11 protein-coding genes are annotated in these 14,071 nt (G+C 34.3%); 4 read left to right on the top strand and 7 right to left on the bottom strand.

Going from position 1 to position 14,071, the window contains the following annotated elements:
* Positions 1–131: 131 nt before the first annotated feature.
* A complete protein-coding gene (locus WKS98_RS08005) occupies positions 132–1,040 on the bottom strand; it encodes a radical SAM protein (protein WP_498918365.1) in 909 nt (302 codons plus the stop codon).
* Between the two features lie 624 nt (positions 1,041–1,664).
* Here WKS98_RS08005 and WKS98_RS08000 point away from each other — a divergent pair.
* Positions 1,665–2,843: an iron-containing alcohol dehydrogenase gene (locus WKS98_RS08000; RefSeq protein ID WP_498918363.1), complete on the top strand. Its 1,179-nt coding sequence runs from the start codon at positions 1,665–1,667 to the stop codon at positions 2,841–2,843.
* 50 nt (positions 2,844–2,893) lie between these two features.
* Here the strand turns inward: WKS98_RS08000 and WKS98_RS07995 are convergent, their stop codons facing one another.
* Together WKS98_RS07995 and WKS98_RS07990 are read right to left on the bottom strand one after the other, a co-directional pair.
* Positions 2,894–6,589: an ABC transporter permease gene (locus WKS98_RS07995; RefSeq protein ID WP_498918361.1), complete on the bottom strand. Its 3,696-nt coding sequence runs from the start codon at positions 6,587–6,589 to the stop codon at positions 2,894–2,896.
* A gap of 1 nt (position 6,590) precedes the next feature.
* Positions 6,591–7,292 carry an ABC transporter ATP-binding protein gene (locus WKS98_RS07990; RefSeq protein ID WP_498918359.1) on the bottom strand — a complete coding sequence of 234 codons (702 nt, stop codon included), beginning with the start codon at positions 7,290–7,292 and terminating at the stop codon, positions 6,591–6,593.
* 67 nt (positions 7,293–7,359) lie between these two features.
* Between WKS98_RS07990 and mnmH the strand changes: the two genes are divergently transcribed.
* The 3 genes from mnmH to WKS98_RS07975 all read left to right on the top strand — a co-directional run bounded on the left by mnmH (position 7,360) and on the right by WKS98_RS07975 (position 9,481).
* On the top strand, positions 7,360–8,373 hold the full coding sequence (gene mnmH, locus WKS98_RS07985; RefSeq protein WP_498918374.1) for a tRNA 2-selenouridine(34) synthase MnmH: 1,014 nt from the start codon (positions 7,360–7,362) through the stop codon (positions 8,371–8,373).
* A gap of 120 nt (positions 8,374–8,493) precedes the next feature.
* A complete protein-coding gene (locus tag WKS98_RS07980; protein WP_498918357.1) occupies positions 8,494–9,114 on the top strand; it encodes a DUF3793 family protein in 621 nt (206 codons plus the stop codon).
* The gene (locus WKS98_RS07975) at positions 9,056–9,481 is read left to right on the top strand and encodes a flavodoxin (protein WP_498918355.1); all 426 of its coding nucleotides are present in this window, start codon (positions 9,056–9,058) and stop codon (positions 9,479–9,481) included. Before WKS98_RS07980 ends, WKS98_RS07975 begins: the two co-directional genes overlap by 59 nt.
* A 214-nt stretch (positions 9,482–9,695) precedes the next feature.
* Here the strand turns inward: WKS98_RS07975 and tnpA are convergent, their stop codons facing one another.
* From tnpA to hemZ, 4 genes are all read right to left on the bottom strand, one after another.
* Positions 9,696–10,151 carry an IS200/IS605 family transposase gene (tnpA, locus tag WKS98_RS07970; RefSeq protein WP_237036064.1) on the bottom strand — a complete coding sequence of 152 codons (456 nt, stop codon included), beginning with the start codon at positions 10,149–10,151 and terminating at the stop codon, positions 9,696–9,698.
* 171 nt (positions 10,152–10,322) lie between these two features.
* Positions 10,323–11,897 carry a cell wall-binding repeat-containing protein gene (locus WKS98_RS07965; protein WP_498918354.1) on the bottom strand — a complete coding sequence of 525 codons (1,575 nt, stop codon included), beginning with the start codon at positions 11,895–11,897 and terminating at the stop codon, positions 10,323–10,325.
* Positions 11,898–12,146: 249 nt separating this feature from the next.
* A complete protein-coding gene (locus WKS98_RS07960; RefSeq protein ID WP_498918352.1) occupies positions 12,147–12,572 on the bottom strand; it encodes a hypothetical protein in 426 nt (141 codons plus the stop codon).
* Positions 12,550–13,980: a coproporphyrinogen dehydrogenase HemZ gene (hemZ, locus tag WKS98_RS07955; RefSeq protein ID WP_498918350.1), complete on the bottom strand. Its 1,431-nt coding sequence runs from the start codon at positions 13,978–13,980 to the stop codon at positions 12,550–12,552. The genes WKS98_RS07960 and hemZ overlap by 23 nt, the downstream gene beginning before the upstream one ends.
* Positions 13,981–14,071 lie beyond the last annotated feature (91 nt).

The following is a 14,071-nucleotide window of genomic DNA, read 5'->3' as shown; positions in this document are numbered from 1 at the left end:
AAGACAAAACCGCTATATTACAATGAAAACTTAACATAGTGTCATGTTGAGCGAGCGTGAGCGAGTTCTTGACCTAACAGAAGTCGAAGTCTTCGTTGTAGGTCAAATGTCGATTTCGTTTCACTTTCCCACTATTCCTTATCCCATACTCCCCATTTCTTTTTTTCTTCTTTCAACAATTCTCTATTTGTCTTTTTGTCTTCTTCTCTCAATAGTTTCAACAAATCATCCTTTCTCTCTGGAATCTTTGTGGTAAGTGGAAGTATTTTTGTCTTATGGGTTCCATTGTAAATGGTATGGATATTTAAGTGTTCTAGAAGTAATATCTCTTCTTCTATTTGCTCCTTTAGTGAAATTCTTTTAAATTCACCACTTTTAACATAATTAACTAACTCTGCTCCTGAAAAAATTACTAAATTGACTACGACTATCTCAAATGGATTTGTCTTGTTTAAAAACTTTGCAGTGTTTAGTATATGCTCTCTTGAATGTTCTTTTCCTCCCAGGCCAAGCATAATGTAACATGAGTAGTCTATACCCACTTCTTCAAGCATTCTAATTGCTTTTAATTGTTCCTCGGTGGTAACTCCTTTGTTGTGAAATTTTAAAACTTCATCATCTCCCGATTCTATTCCAAGGCAAAGTCTATTAAGTCCCAAACTCTTTAAATATTTTAAATCTTCTTTGCTCTTTCTAAGAACGTCTTCGGACCTAGCAAAGCAGGAGACGTATTTCATTTTTGGAAAGTTTTCTTTTATCTCTATCAGTACCTCTACAAGAAATTCAGTTTTAAGGCAAAGTGGATTTCCTTCTAGAAGGGTAAATTTATTTGGTGTAAATCTTTTGCCCTCATAAAATTTTGCTCTTTTTCGTATATATTTTTTTATATCTTTCAAGTCAAATACACGAAACTTCTTTCCCATATTCAAATCACAGTAAATGCACTTACCGTAGGAACATCCATCGGTTACTGGAATCATTTCATTATGCATTTCGGGCATTGGAGTGTACATGTATTTGTCGTAAAAACCTTTTATCATTTCTATTTCCTTTCTATTTATTATTTTAATGTATAATGGGCACAGTGTCTAGGAAGTAGAGCTAGCTAAAAGTTTTAAAGGATAAACGCTAGAAAAAAATGAACGCATTTGATAAATCAAATGCGAGATTCTTCGACTTCAAAATTTCTTCGAAATTTTTCCGCTCAGAATGACATTTACTGGGGAAGTTCAATGTTATAATTAAAATATCTGTCGTAACTTCTTTCCACTTCTCAATTCTATTGCGAGGTCGACTTCTGTCACTTTCCTATTGGAAAGTGAAACGAGATCGACATTTGACCTACAACGAAGACTTCGTCTTCTGTTAGGTCAAGAATTCTTCGACTTCAAAATTTCTTCGAATTTTTTTCGCTCAGAATGATATTTAATGGGTAAGTTCAATATTATAATTAAAATATATGTCGTAACTTCTTTCCACTTCTAACCAGGAAAGCGTGTCAAATATTAAAATATTTTAATTATTTTAAAAATATTTCCTATTCATCTTTTTAACAAATATTGAAATTTCAACATTTTGAATATTATAGGACTTTTGCTTTATTGACAATTCATTAACGCATGTGTATGCTTAAGTTAGATAATAAATTAACAGGAGGGGTTTATATGAAAAGATACACATTACCAAGAGATACATACTATGGAAGGGGATCCATAGATGCTCTTAAGGAATTGGAAGGTAAGAAGGCCATTATCGTTGTTGGTGGCGGCTCTATGAAAAAGTTTGGTTTCTTAGACAAGATTGAAAACAATCTTAAGGAAGCTGGTATGGAAGTAAAACTTTTTGAAAATGTTGAGTCAGATCCATCTGTTGCTACTGTAATGGCAGGTGCTAAGGTTATGCAAGAGTTTGAGCCTGACTGGATTGTTGCTCTTGGCGGCGGTTCTCCTATTGATGCAGCTAAGGCTATGTGGGTATTTTATGAATATCCTGATTCTAAGTTTGAAGATTTAATTGTTCCTTTTAGTTTTCCTAAATTGAGAAAAAAGGCAAAATTTGCAGCAATTTCTTCAACTTCTGGAACTGCAACTGAAGTTACTGCATTTGCAGTAATTACTGACTATGACAAAGGAATTAAATATCCTCTTGCAGACTTTGAAATAACTCCAGATATTGCTATTGTGGACCCTGACATTGCTGAAACTATGCCTCCAAGATTGACCGCTAACACTGGTATGGATGCATTAACTCACGCTTTTGAAGCTTATGTTTCAAATGTTCATTCCGTATTTACTGACCCACTTGCACTTCACGCAATCAAGATGGTATTTGAATATCTACCAAGCTCATACAAAGGTGATGCTGATGCTAAGGAACAAATGCACTATGCTCAATGTCTTGCAGGACAAGCTTTCTCAAATGCATTACTTGGTATTGTTCACTCTCTAGCTCATAAGACTGGGGCTGCTTTCTCTACTGGACATATTGTTCATGGTTATGCAAATGCAATGTACCTACCTTATGTAATTGAATACAATAGAAAAGACCCAGAAACTTTAAAGAGATATGGAGAAATTGGTAAACATTTAGGACTTACTGGAACTGATCTTGAAATCAGTAACAAGTTAATTGAAATGATTCGTGACTTCAATGCTAAATTCGATATTAAAAATAATTTAAGAGACTTTGGTATTATTGAAGAAGAATTCAAAGAAAAATTAGATAGTATTGCAAAGGAAGCTGTAGCTGACGCTTGTACATTATCTAACCCAAGAAAAACTGAATTTGAAGACATGAAGAAAATATTACAATACATCTATGAAGGAAAAGAAATAGACTTCTAGATTTCAAAAGCCACTCGCTTGAGTGGCTTTTTTATTTCTATTATTTCTAACTATTCTATTGCTTTTAACGCCTCTACCATATCTACCTTCTTAAGCTTTCTATGGATTACAAACATTACAACTACTGCAAATAGAAGTGTAATGGCTCCTGACATTAGGAAGTTTGATAGATGTAGTTTCGGGTCTAACATTGCGCTATCTGGGATAAGCCTTTCTATTATAATTAGATGCATCAAGTATCCTATTAAATAGCCAAGGAGTATTCCAAGTATTGTTAGAAGAAATGTTTCTCTATAAATATATGCTGTAACTTCTTTGTCGTAAAAACCTAATACCTTTATGGTTGAAAGCTCCCGTAGTCTCTCTGACACATTGATGTTGGTCAAGTTATATAACACAACGAATGCTAGTATGCAGGCGAAGGTTATAATGACGAACACTATCATGTCTAAGGACCCAATTAGGGCATCAAAAATATTTGAGTGCTTTTCTATATTTATAATGGAGACCACCGACTTGTTGTCGTTAATCTGTCTTATTAGGTCAGATGATTTGCCATCTTTGTCCCTTTGAAGAATTATTAAGTCTCCATTGGCTTCAAACTCTTCTCCAAATACCTTTTCGTAATAATCCTTTGGCATATACATGTTGTGGCCGGCATAAAGTTCACATATTCCTCCAACCTTTAGCTTATAGTGCTTATTATTTTCTGTTTTAACATCTATGTCGTCACCAATTTTTAGGTCATATAGCTTTGCAAGTTTTTCGTTTATTACAACAGAATCTTTTTTTAAGTTTACAATGTTTTTGCTCTTTCTATCTCTAAGAGTTATAAAATACTTTAAGTCCGTTGCATTTTCTGGAACTATAAGGGTTATTTGTTGATCAGGCCCCTTTTTTGCTTCACTTGACAAGTTGTCGATGTAGATTGACTTGGAGTTTTTTATCTTCTTGTCATCTTTTAAAAGCTCTTTATATTCTCTAAATGCATTTGGACTAAGGTCTTTGTTATAAACTGCAATGGTGTCGTATTTGTAAATTTCACCGTACTGCTTTTCAAGGACGGAAGACAGTGAATCTCTTATGCCAAAGCCCATAAATATAAGTCCCGTACATCCGGATATGCCTATTATGGTCATTAACATCCTTCTCTTGTAACGGAAAAGATTTCTCATTGTAACTTTTTGCATAAATGAAAGTCTCTTCCATATAAAGCCCACTCTTTCAAGAAGTATTCTCACTCCTGACTTAGGAGGTTTCGGTCTAAGTAGTGACGCCGCGTTCTCCCTAAGCGAATTTGTAGTGACGATTACTCCTGCAAATGTGGTACATAGCACTCCGATTGCTATTGAGAGCATGGAGTATTTTAAATTGTATGGAATGTTTCCGCTTTCAAAGATATAGTGTGATGCATATGCTGAAAATATTATGGGCGAGATTAATTTATGGCCTAGAACGACTCCAAGTATGGAGCCTACAAAGGATGCTAGACCACCATAAATGAAATATTTCTTTATGATATCTAGGTTACTATATCCTAGGGCCTTTAATGTACCGATTTGAATTCTCTCTTCTTCCACCATTCTGGTCATGGTTGTAAGGGAAACCAAAATTGCAATAAAGAAGAAGAACACTGGGAACACATTGCTAATAATTTCAAGACGACTGGCTTCGTCAAAGAAGTTGTAAAGCACCGCGTCGCTATCTCTACTTATAACGCTAAACTGTGGTTCAAGAAGAATTTTTAAAAATCTTCCGGCGTCATCAAGTTTAGTTTGCGCCTTGGAAATTTCTTCTTCCGCCTCTTTCTCTTTGTCGTCTAAAGTTCTTTCATTGTCTTTAATCTCTTTTTCTGAAGACTGTAATTTTGCCAGTGCATCGTCTAGTTGGGCCTTTCCTTCAGCTTTTCCCTTTTCATAAAGGGCGATGTTGTCGTTTAAAATCTTTTCTGAAGATTCAAATTTAGAATATCCATCGTCAAATTTTTTCTTTTCTTTTTCCCATTTTGCTAAATTGTCTTCATATTCCTTTAGGCCCTTTGCAAACTCGGCCTCTTTTTCGTCTAGTGTGCTCTTACCTTTGGATAGTGCATCCTTTGCATTTTGAAGCTTTCCTCTTTCTTCTCTTAGCCTTTCAAGGCCTGCTATGGCTTGGGCTTTTTTTGATTTTAATTCTTCAATCTTTTCATCTCCACCACTAATCATTGAAATGGCAGATTCAAGTTGTGTAATTCCATTATTTACTTCAGTAAGCCTTGCTTCAAGTCCTGGAAGCTCTTTCTCTAGGTCAGCCTTTTTCTTCACAAGTGCATCTTTTTGCCCTTTAAGGGCTTCAATTTGTGCTTTAACCCCTTCATCAGGGTTTGCCGGGTCTAAACCAGCCTCCAACGCATTTATTTGTGCATCAATGGCTGCTATGGCCTGATTAACTTGTATTATACTAGATTTTAAATTTGCAATTCCCGTTTCAAGGTCAGCCTTCCACTGCTTAGACTGACTAAGTTTTGCTTGTAGCTCTGGAAGTTTGCTCTTTCCTTCTTGAATTTGTGATATGCCACTGTCTATTTGAGAGATGCCGTTATTTATCTCTCTCTCTTTGCTATTTATTTGAGCAAATCCGTCTTCAACCTTTTTTACATTTGCGTCGTATTCCGCCTTGGCCTTGTCAAGTTCCGCCCTTCCCTTGTCGATTTCACTCTTTGCATCGTCAAGCTTTTTCTTTGCATCATCAATTTCTTTCTTGCCATTGTCAAGTTTTGGCCTTTCGGAATTTAATTTGCCCTTTGCTTCGTCCAATTGCTTTTTATTTTCTACCAGGGCTTTGTCATACTTTTCCTTTTGCTTTTCATAAGTGTCATAGCCGTCGTTAAGCTTCTTATAGGCGTCGTTTATCTTGTCTCTGCCCTCTTTAATCTTGTCCCTGGCGTCCTGTATCTTTTCTTCACCGTCTTTAATTTTGTCGATTATTTCAGTACGCTGTTTTTCATATACCTCTGAGCGTCTATCTATAAAAAGATTTTCAAGGTCTGCTCGTGACTTCTTTAAGGCGTTGCTATAACTGTCGCTTTCAAAACGTCTGTCTTTAACATTCTTTAAAACAATGTCCACCGATGTAAACTTGTCAGTGTTGAAGTTGTCCCTTAAAACAAAACCAAGTTCTTCCACTGCACCGGCACCAAGGTTTGTGGAACCTAGATCCACAGTGTCAACGTATTTTGGAGTTTTAACGAATCCAGATACTGTGTACTGGTAGTTCTTAAGAATGTATTCACCATCGTCACCCTCTTCAAAACCATAAGGGTTTAACTCTTCTTTTTTTAATTTTATCCTGTCACCAATTTTATATTTTTCTCTTGAAGTTATATTAAGAGCAATTTCGTCATCTTTTTTTGGCAATTTTCCTTCAACAAGAATTGGCTTAGATATTTTTTCATTTAAAGAAGAAACTCTCATAACTTTTTTGCCGTTATAAAAGTCCTTTTCAAATGTCTTTTCAAAGTCTTTGGTGTTTTCATAGCCTGTAATAATGTCTAAATCATCTTTATCCATATCCAGGCTCGATTTTACAACTATGTCCGCTGTGTTGGTGTCTTTTAAAAATTCGTCGCCACGTCTAAGCATTATGGGCCCTGTGACCTTTAGTCCCACAAATACCAAAACACCAATAGTGACCATTATTAAGATGGAAAAAAAACGTCCCTTAGACTCTTTAACCTCTTTTAAAATGTCTTTGTTAATTGCTTTCATACTACCACTCTATTTCGTCTATGGATTTTGGATTTTCATTAATAATAATATTTCTAACCTTTGCGTCATTAATCTCTATAACCCTATCTGCAATTGGAGTTATGGCTTGATTATGAGTAATTAAAATTACGGTGGTTCCCGTTTCGATACATGTGTTTTGTAATAACTTTAGCACAGACTTTCCAGTTTTATAATCAAGGGCTCCTGTAGGCTCGTCACATAGAAGAAGCTTTGGCTTTTTAGCAAGGGCCCTTGCAATTGCAACCCTCTGTTGCTCTCCACCGGAAAGTTGTGCAGGGAAGTTGTCCATTCTATGTTCTAGGCCAACCTGTTTTAAAACTTCCACTGCATCCTCCGCATCAGAAACAATTTGTGAAGCCAATTCTACATTTTCCTTTGTAGTCAGGTTTGGTATTAGATTATAAAATTGAAAAACAAAACCCACATCATCTCTTCTATACTGAGTTAGTTCTGTTTGGTTATACTTTGAAATATCTTTTCCATCTATTAGAATTTGTCCTGAGTCATTGGTGTCCATGCCTCCAAGTATGTTTAATACAGTGGACTTCCCCGCTCCAGAAGGACCTACGATTATGGCAAACTCTCCCTTCTCTATGGAAAAACTTATCTCGTTATTTGCATATATTTTATTGCTTCCTACCTGATAGGTCTTAACATTATTTATCATTTCAATATAACTCATGTAATCACCACCTGTACATTTTTCTAATTTAGTCTTATAATTATATTTTACCACATGAGGAGGTGGTATTACGAATTGGGATATTAGTTATGAAGACAGTAGAAGACTTGAAAATACAATTTATATAGATTTACGTTCACCAATTGAATATGAAAGTGAACACATGCCTGGTGCGATTAATTTATATTTATTAAATGATGAAGAGAGAAGTGTAGTCGGAGAAACCTATGTAAAACATTCTAAGGAACTTGCAAAGTCAAAGGCAGTTACCTATGTGTCAAAGAGGCTTCCCTCCCTTGTTGAAGAAGTTTTAAAATATGAACACCAGTACAAAAACTTAGTGATGTACTGCCAAAGGGGCGGCTACAGATCAAAGTCATTTGCAAGTCTTTTAAATTCCATGGATATAAAAGTCCATCGCCTTGAAAGTGGATACAAGGGCTATAGGAAGTATGTTAGGGAAAATTTAAATAAAACTTGTGAAGATGTTTCTTTAATAGTTCTTACGGGAAATACAGGATGTGGAAAAACTAAGATATTACACTCCCTTAGAGACAAGGGCTATCCAGTTGTGGACTTGGAGGGCCTTGCTAAACACAGAGGATCAAACCTTGGTCATGTGGGATTAATGCCACAACCTTCACAAAAGATGTTTGAGTCATTATTACTTGAAGAATTTTTAAAATATGGCGACAAAAAGATTTTTATAGAGGGCGAGTCTTCAAAAATAGGTGATGTATATCTTCCTAAGTCATTAATACAGAACATGAAAAACTCATACTGCATTAGCGTGGACTCACCGCTGGAACATAGAGTTACAAACTTGGTAGAAGAATATGGAAATTTAGATTATCAAAAAGAACTGCTTGACTCATTAAATCTTTTGCAAGGTTATATATCAAAAGAAAATATTGAAAAATTTCAAAAACATATCATTGATGGCGATTTGAAAGTTGTTGCAAAAGAGCTTTGCGAAAACTATTATGACAAAAAGTATAAAAAAAGAGATGTAGACTATTGCATTTTAAATGATGATGAAGAAGAGTCTGTAAAAAAACTTATTGCTATTTATGAAGAATAACTAAAGGGGCTAGGCCTCTTTTTTTATTTTTATAAAATTTTTTTACTTTTCCCTTGACATTATTATTTTAAATAGGTATTATTAATTTAGCGATAATGATTATCGTTATTTAAGGTGGTGATGGAAATTTTTCAAAAGCTTTTAATCCAATGCTGCGCCCCGACGCTGGCAGGAATAAAACTTGGGAGTCTGTTCAGCATAAAAAAAGAGTTTGTAGTAGACAGCGAAATAAAAGATTTAAATTTAAAACTTCGGTCCATTGATATTCAAATCGAAATAGTTAGAAAGAGAAAAGAAAACTTTTTAATATATGTCTACAACGAAAAACTTTTAGAACAAAAGATGAATTGTCCGAAAATTAAAGCATTTTTACATACCTTCGGCTATTCGGATTTTCATAAAGACAGCCTACTTGAAAAACTTGAAGAAAGGCTTTCTACTGAAGATGAATTTCCACATGAAATAGGGATATTTTTAGACTACCCCCTATGTGATGTCGAAGGATTTATTAACAATAAGGGAAATAATTTTATCGTGACGGGACTTTGGAAAGTGTATGGCGATGCAAAGTCTTCTAAAAAAATTTTTGAATCTTATTGTAATTGCAAAAGTTGTTTTATGGATTTGTATAACAAAGGCTATGAAACAATGGACATTATAAAAAACTATAATGGAGGTACTTATGAAAAAAATAGCAGTAGTGTATTGGTCAGGAACAGGCAATACAGAAAAAATGGCTAATGCCATAGTTGATTCAGCAAAGGAAAACGGAGCAGATGTAACTCTTTTTGAATGCGATGACTTTGGCGTAGAAAAAATGGACGAATTTGACAGAGTTGCTTTTGGTTGTCCTGCAATGGGTGACGAGGTGCTTGAAGAAGAAAGCTTTGAGCCTATGTTTACCGCTTGTGAAGAAAAAATACCTGGAAAAGAAATTGCCATATTTGGTTCCTATGAGTGGAACACTGGCGAGTGGATGGTTGACTGGGAAAAAAGAGTAAATGATAAAGGTGCAAAATTAGTTTATCCACCACTTCCAGCATATGACGATCCAGATGCTGAAGCAATTGAAAAATGTAAAGAACTCGGAAAAGCATTAGCTGAGTAGAGTTTTAATATCTTAACTAAATCTCAAAAAAAGAACCTACGGGTTCTTTTTTGCATTGTTCAAATAATCATGACCACCCGTAAAACGGGTGGTTTGTTCAAGGGCTATAAAGCCCGAGGGATACCAACCAGCGTCTCAAGGCGCTGGTTTTCACTCCGTTCAAACCTAACTGTTTTTGCCACTTTAGCCTATCCCTGAAAGGGATTTTTAATTTCTATTTCCCAAATGGATCTGTATATTCTTTTACACTCAATTTATCAAGTGCTATATCATGTTGCTCTTGCTCTCTTATATATTTTGCTATTGTCTTTTCATTCAATCCCACTGTGCTCACATAATATCCTTCTGCCCAAAAGTGACGATTGCCAAATTTGTATTTTAAATTCGCATGTCTGTCAAACATCATCAAGGCACTTTTTCCTTTTAAATATCCCATAAAACTTGATACTGATATTTTGGGTGGAATACTTACTAACATGTGTACATGATCTGGCATCATATGCCCTTCTATTATTTCTACTCCTTTGTATTTGCAAAGTAATTTAAATATTTCTATGAGACTTTCTCTATATTGATTAAATATCACTTTTCGTCTATACTTTGGGGTGAAGACTATGTGATACTTGCACATCCATTTTGTGTGAGATAATGAATTAGTTTTATTTGCCATAAAATCACCTCTTATTATATTAGGTCTGAACAACTCTATTATAATACTTGGTGATTTTTTTGGTATAACCTAAGAACACCTACCCGCATAGCGGGTAGTTTTTTGTTTCGTTCGCAAGCGAACTCAACTGACTAAAGTCATTAAAAAAATCGGAGACTATGTCTCCGACTATTACTTTAAGATGTAAAGTTTTACTGTTCTTACTCCCCAATTGTAGCATTCTCCAACTGAGTTCATATGAACGTCTATCTTATTTCCTTTTATTGCTCCACCTGTATCACCAGCTATTGCATATCCATATCCTTCTACATAAACTTTTGTTCCTAGAGGGATAACTCCTCTGTCTACTGCAATAACTTTAGGATTCTTTCTAAGGTCGATACCTGAAGCTGTTTGCCAGCTAAGTCCAGCTTCGTGCATTGAGTATGCAGTTGCTTTAACTGTCATTACCTTGCTGTAGCTAAAGTCTTTGCCGTCATTACTTTCGTTTGATCCGGCAACTTCTACTTCTTTAGGTTCATCTTTCTTAACTTCTGTATCTGAAATGAATTTGTTTGAAATGTAAGCTGTTGCGTTGTTGTAAGAAATTCTTAGCCAATCTCCTTGAATATATCCAGTGATTTTTTCTCCCTTAGCTAATGTTCCAAGTGCCTTAGCGTCTGTGCTTGGACTTGTTCTTACGTTTAAGTTTTGTGAAACCCAACCAGTTCTTTCAACTTCTTTTTCAATCTTGTCTATAACATTTCCTTCTAAGTCCTTTATTGGCATTTCTACGCCTGACTTATCAAGTACTTTTTCAACAAAGTTCTTTAAATAGTTGTTTGAGATGCTATTTGTAGATACTGAATAAATTTTATTTACATTTAGGTTCTTAACACCATCTAAAACATTGCTGTTATTAACAAGTAGCATTGGAGATTTTTGGTTTGATCCAATTACTGTAGCTAAAATTGCATCTGCATAGTTGTTACCATTTGCTACAACCACATTGTTAAATTCACCAAATCTCTTCATTAGAGCTAGTGAAGTTTCGTATCTGTTTTTTCCATGGATGGTGTTCCCATCAATTCTTGATTTATCTTTACCTGCTATTTCATAAACTTTTTCTTTAACCGCTCTTGGAAGTGAAGATTCTCCACCAACAAAGTAAATTTCTTGAACGCTATTTTCCTTTAAGTACTTTTCAGTAGCTTCTGGAACATTTTCTCCACTTGTAAAAAGGATATTCATATCATTCTTAACAGCGAATGCAGTTGCTGAAAGTGAGTCTGCTAATGCTTCTCCGTCAGCTATCATTATGTTTCTGTGGCTATCAAGTTTTTTTGCAAGCTCTACAGCTGTATCAAATCTTGAAAATCCTGTAATTCTTCCTTTGTAATTATTTAAGTCTTTTACAACATCTTCGGGGATTGTTTGTTCTCCGCCTATTGCGTAAACATTTTTTGCACTGTTAATAATGTTCATTGACTTTTCAGAAAGTTTTCCATTTTCTAAAAGTACAATTGTTCCATTGTTTTCACCTGCTAGAACTCCCCCTGAAATTCCGTCTACTAACTTGTCAGAATTTAGAATATATACATTTTCTAATCCTTGAATTGAGTTAGTAATCATTTCAGAAACTTCCGACAGCTTCTTTGAATTTACACTTATTAAATCTAAATTTTCATTTGCCAAAGTTGTCGTCATTGGGCTTATAGTCACTGCTAAAGCCAATAACCCACCGGCAATTTTATTTTTTAATTTCAAATATAACACTCCTTAAATATCTTGTAACTTTTCTGTAACCTTTTTTCATTACGTGGATATTTTAGCTCATGGAGAATTTCATGTCAACAAAAACGCCTCTAAAAGTTGAAAAATAAGGGTTTTTAGCTGTTTTCCTCGAGATTTTCACGCAATTATTACAAAAACTTAACACTTTTTGTAACCTTTTTGTTGATTTTTTAAAGGTTACAAAAGGGTTACAAAATTATTACAAAATTCTTAAGGTTTTTATTACATTTCTGTAATATTTCTGCTTTTTAATTCCCTTTCAACCTCATAAATGTAGAGATTTAGCACTTTATCAAGGCTTAGGAAAATAGAATTTAGAGCGTATGAAATGAAGTTTTTGTATATATTAATTTGATGAAGTATAACTTCTGTAGAGTTGTCGTCTACCTTTTTGAAACTAATGTCAAAGAAACCATCAATGATTTTGTTTTCCATTTCAATTTTAAAATACTCCAGTGGTCTCTTTTCAATTATCTTGTATCTTGTTGTTAAATCATTGTGATTGGTCTCTTCGAAACTGTCCTCTCCAGTCTTTTTAAAATCGGAGATTTCATTTCGCCAAGAGTAGTCCTCCCTATTTGTGAAAATTTCATAAACTTTGTCAATGGGATACTTAATAATTTTTTTAATTTCTGCTTCCTTTTTCAATTAGCTTCTCCTTTTCTTCTATTATTTTATCGAGCTTTTCCAGGTAGTCCCTCATATTTAAATAATTTCTATGACTTTCTATCAGTCCATTGTCTTTTAAAAACTTTGATGCTGAACCCATACCCACTCCAAGCACATCTTGAACCTCTTCCATCATATAGATATTGTATTTACATATTTTATCCTTCTTTGCAAAGCCAATGTTTTCAAGATTGCCTAAAATTCTCTTTTGCCTATATAGATAATAAGGAAGATAATTTTCTTCCATTGCAAATTCCAAAGCACGCTGCATCATCTTCTCTGCTTCCATGTACTCGTCCTTCACGGTGTGTTCTTGCATAATCTTTGATCCCTTTTTAATAGCAAGGGTATGAACTGTTAAGTTGTCGGGACTTAGTTTTTTTACAACATCTAAAGTGTTATTGAAGTCATTTATATCTTCCCCCGGTAGTCCAATGATTAAATCCATATTGATACATGAAAAATTCATATCCCTTGCAATGTTATACATCTTTACTAGATTGTCATTGTCCTGCTTTCTACCAATTTTTTCTAAAGTCTCCTCTTTAAAGCTCTGTGGATTTAGGGATAGTCTTGTAACATGATTATCTTTTAAAATTCTAAGCTTTTCTTCTGTTAATGAGTCCTCCCTACCCGCTTCCACGGTAAATTCACTCAATGACTCTAAATCAAAAATCTTACCCATTTCCGTTAGAAGCCTGCTAAGGTCATCTTCTTTTAACGAAGTTGGAGTACCTCCTCCTATATATATAGAAGTAGGATTATAACCATAGGCACCTTTTAAAATTTTCATTTCTCTTAGCATTGCATCAATATATGGTGTAACCTTCTCTCCATTCTTTTCCAAAATCAATGTGGAATAGGAGCAGTAGGAACATCTTCCTGTGCAAAATGGAATGTTTACATAGAGGCTATAGGAATCTTTTTTAATATCTCTAATAATTTCATCTTGAATTTTTGAAATTTCTATTAACAGCTTAATGTTTTCTTCATTAATAAGTAACTTTTCTTTTAAGTACTCTATTGTTTCTATTTCACTTTTTTCTTCCATAAGGCTTCTTGCAACCTTAACAGGCCTAATGCCAGTTAACACACCCCATGGAGCTTCTTTTTGAAAATACTTTTCGAAAAACTTTATAATAGAATACTTCACTGCCATTTTGTAACTGAAGTGGCTGTCAAGTTTCAAGTCTTCCTCTTTTTTAATTAAATTGTATTTTACTTTTCCTTCTTCTATATAGGATATATTAATTTCACCTTCAGTATCTATGACTAACCCTTCATCAATATCATCAAAGGTTATTTCGATGTCTTCAGTTGCCATAAAGATACTAAGTGTTTCATAAATTTCAAGTCTATTTTTTTCGCTTAATAATTTTATTTTCATATTTACCGCCTTTTCTTAATTATACCAAAAGCATGGATATTACGAATTGTATTTTAAATCAAAATTGTGTTGCTATTGTAGTTCAAAAGTT

Origin of the sequence: Lagierella sp. ICN-221743 (assembly GCF_037890055.1) — a bacterium.
Classification (GTDB): domain Bacteria; phylum Bacillota; class Clostridia; order Tissierellales; family Peptoniphilaceae; genus Mediannikoviicoccus.
Note: the sequence above shows the minus strand (reverse complement) of the source record. Positions and strands in the feature narration are given on the sequence as shown.

Bases quoted from the DNA above. Each gene is read 5' to 3' on its own strand.
- WKS98_RS08005 (WP_498918365.1), bottom strand. From the start codon at position 1,040: ATGATAAAAGGTTTTTACGACAAATACATGTACACTCCAATGCCCGAA.
- WKS98_RS08000 (WP_498918363.1), top strand. From the start codon at position 1,665: ATGAAAAGATACACATTACCAAGAGATACATACTATGGAAGGGGATCC.
- WKS98_RS07995 (WP_498918361.1), bottom strand. From the start codon at position 6,589: ATGAAAGCAATTAACAAAGACATTTTAAAAGAGGTTAAAGAGTCTAAG.
- WKS98_RS07990 (WP_498918359.1), bottom strand. From the start codon at position 7,292: ATGAGTTATATTGAAATGATAAATAATGTTAAGACCTATCAGGTAGGA.
- WKS98_RS07980 (WP_498918357.1), top strand. From the start codon at position 8,494: ATGGAAATTTTTCAAAAGCTTTTAATCCAATGCTGCGCCCCGACGCTG.
- WKS98_RS07975 (WP_498918355.1), top strand. From the start codon at position 9,056: ATGAAAAAAATAGCAGTAGTGTATTGGTCAGGAACAGGCAATACAGAA.
- tnpA (WP_237036064.1), bottom strand. From the start codon at position 10,151: ATGGCAAATAAAACTAATTCATTATCTCACACAAAATGGATGTGCAAG.
- hemZ (WP_498918350.1), bottom strand. From the start codon at position 13,980: ATGAAAATAAAATTATTAAGCGAAAAAAATAGACTTGAAATTTATGAA.